The organism is Petrachloros mirabilis, assembly GCF_975968855.1.
The window spans coordinates 1-3,330 of record NZ_CDLUDY010000098.1; the positions used below are offsets into that span (position 1 = coordinate 1).

Consider the following 3,330-nt stretch of genomic DNA (forward strand, 5'->3'; position numbering starts at 1 on the left):
TCCTGCAGCGCCCGCAGCACCTTGGCCTGCGTGCTCAGACTCATGTCGCCGATCTCGTCGAGAAAGAGTGTGCCTCCGTCCGCCTGCTCGAACTGCCCTCGCTTCATCGAGGTCGCGCCGCTGAAGGAGCCTTTTTCATGGCCGAACAGCTCGCTTTCGATCAGTGTTTCGGGAATCGCCGCGCAGTTGACCGCTACAAAAGGCCGATCTGCTCTGGCGCTTTGCAGATGAATGGCCCGTGCAACGAGTTCCTTGCCCGTTCCATTTTCACCGCCGATGAGCACGCGGCTGTTCGTCGGCCCGGCGGTATCGATGAGCTGGCGAAGCTGTTGCATCGCCTGGGACTGCCCGACCAGTTCGAACTTCTTCTCGACCTTGGTCCGCAGGGAGCGGTTCTCCTGCTCCAACCGATATTGATCCAAGGCATGCTTGACGCGGAGGGTGACGTTCTCGAGCGAGAGCGGTTTTTCAATATAATCATAAGCCCCCAGCTTGATCGCCTTGACCGCCGTTTCGATCGAACCATGGCCCGACATCATCATGACCTGCGCCGTCGGCACCAGTTCCTTCACGCGCCGCAGCGTTTCCAACCCGTCCATCTCGGGCATCCAGATATCGAGCAACATGAGATCGGGAGGTTCGGTCGTATAAATCTTCAACGCCTCCGTCCCGTTCCTGGCCACGGATACATCATAGCCTTCATCTTCCAAGATGCTGCTCAACGACGACACAATGGATTCTTCATCATCAACGACCAGAATAGATGCCGACATAGCGCTCCGTTACACGTTAGACGTTATGCATGGTGCGCACATAGTCGGCAGCACCACGCTCTGACTTCTCACCGTTCACGCTTCACCATTTTATACCGGCAACTCAAATGTAAACACCGCCCCCCGCGGCTGATTGTTTCCCGCTGCAATCTGCCCTTCATGATCCGTGATGATACGCCGGACAATCGCCAACCCCAAACCGGTTCCGGTCTTCTTCCTCGTAAAGTAAGGCACAAAGAGTTTTTCCTGGTCTTCCGGCGCAATGCCGGTGCCTTCGTCCGCAATGCTCACGACCGCCCGCCGGCGTTTCGTGTCGTATTGCGTCGTCAGCCAAACCCTTCCCTTCTGATTCATCGCCTGGATCGCATTATCCAGCAGATTGACCAGCACACGCTTGATTTGCTCCCAGTCGAATTTCAACGGCGGTAAATCTTCGTCCAATGTGACGAGCAACTCGATATCCTTGTGGCCTCCCCGGTAAAGAGCCGCTACCTCGTTTATCACATCGTGGAGTGACTGCTGCGCCAGCTGTGGCGCGGGCAGCCGGGCGAACTTCGAAAACTCGTCCACCATCTGCTTGAGGCTGGCGACTTCGTTGACGATCACGTTGGTTGATTCATCGAACACCCGGTCGAAGTCCGGCGACTTTTCCAGAAACTTCTTCCTCATTCGTTGCGCCGACAGCTGGATGGGCGTGAGCGGGTTCTTGATTTCGTGCGCCACACGCCGCGCCACTTCCTGCCAGGCTGCAACTTTCTGGGCCTTCAGCAATTCCGTCAGGTCTTCGAAGACGAGCACGATACCAAGATCCTGATCCGACTCGTCTTTCATGCGTGAGCCGTGCAGCGCCACGGTCAAGAACTTGCCTTCTACCTCGACCGTCCCGTCGAGCGTCAAGTCGTCCCGCTGATCCTGTAGCATGCGGTCATAGAGGGTTTGAAAGAGGGTGAGTCCGAATTCCTTGAACACCTCGTTTGCCTGACGCCCCTGCACCCGACTGGCCGTGAGTCCGAGTATCTGTTCGCCGGATGGATTGAAATTGGTCACGATCCCGTTCCTGTCGATCGAGAGCAGGCCCGCGGCGATGGTATCAACGACTGTTTCGATATACGCACGGCGCCGGTCGAGTTCCACGTTGCTCTGGCGGAGAGAAGCGTTGGTCGATTCGATCTCGGATTTACTGCTCCGCAAGTCTGCCGTCATGCGATTGAACGAATCGATCAACGTGCCAATTTCATCGGTCGCCTTGGCGTCGATCCGAACGGACAAGTCGCCCTGGGCGATCGCATCCGTCGCCTCGGCCAACCGCTGAATCGGCACGGTAATGCTGCGCGCCACATAAAACCCGAACCACGTCGCCCCGAACAGGATCAGGACCGTAATGACGGCCACAAAGAGATATGCGCCGGCTTTGATCGGATTCTTCATGGCCTTGAGCTGCTTGTACTCCTCGTATTGCCGCCCGATCCCCTCCATCTTCGTCAGTAAGGATTCCGGCACATAGGCATCCACCACGACGACTCCGCCGACCTCGCCGCCTCCACCGCTTGCGGCTATCGGAGCGGCGGCCCGCACAAGCCGTCCTGTCAGTGCCTCCTGCACCGTGTTCGTTTCTTGCTTGCCATTAATCGCCTGCAGCACGAGTTGACCGATCGGCAAATCAAGCACACCGGGCGGCACGTCCTGGTCGAGTGACTTCGCAAGTGTCTCCATCTTTTCGGAAAATACCTCAATGCCTGCGACACCGAATTCAGCACGTTTACGAACCATGGCCGCGATCAATAAATCGCGTTGCTCAGGGATGAGCAAATCTTCACGAAAAATCTCGTGGCTAATCGCGCGGGCGCTGTTCACTGCCAACGTGATGTGCCCGGCGTGCTGCATCTTGGCAACCTCGTACGAATCACGCATGACCCGGTCGATCTGGTCACTGAACCAGACATCCACCGCTTTGTTCACGAATCCGCTCGCAACGAAGGCCAACAACATCGTGGGGATCAGCGAGAATCCGATGAACGCGGCTACAAGCTTGGCCCGAAACCCTGACCCAATGAGCCGATGTCGCCGTTCGAAATAGGTTTTGATGAGATTTCGTGAGAGAAGGAGCAGCAGGACGACTACACCGATCAAATCGAGGTTGATCAGCAGGAGCACGAATGCGTAACTGGTCGTCGGGAAGAAGGCGTCGGAATCCTCAGCGCCCGGAACAACCACCTGCGCGTAATAAAACGTGAGGGCGAGACAGGGCAGGAGAAAGAGAAGAAGAATCCAGACCGGACGCAAATGCCGTTTTCGGCGCTCCGGTTCCGGCGCGGCAACCTGTGGCCTATGCGGCACCGCGCGACGCTCAGGGCCCGTCCATACCGGCGAAGCCGTCTCTGTGCGGCGATCACTCACGCCCATTATTCCTCTTTTTGAACCGATCGCGTGCCTGAGGACTTAATATAACGGAAATAGAGGCCCGGCTCAAAAGAATGTCCCGATCATCGATCGCCACAATAGACGATCCCGGACTCACAGGTGTGTCGTAGGGCAGGGTTACGATTTCGTCGTCAAA

At 57.0% G+C, this 3,330-nt stretch carries 2 protein-coding genes; both read right to left on the reverse strand.

Going from position 1 to position 3,330, the window contains the following annotated elements; all coding sequences use genetic code 11:
• Window positions 1–773: sigma-54-dependent transcriptional regulator (locus tag ACWVCN_RS03990; protein WP_455244223.1), on the reverse strand; the 773-nt coding region annotated here is incomplete at its 3' end.
• A gap of 90 nt (window positions 774–863) precedes the next feature.
• Window positions 864–3,170 (reverse strand): ATP-binding protein, encoded by a 2,307-nt coding sequence (locus ACWVCN_RS03995; protein WP_455244224.1) that lies wholly within the window; start codon window positions 3,168–3,170, stop codon window positions 864–866.
• Window positions 3,171–3,330 lie beyond the last annotated feature (160 nt).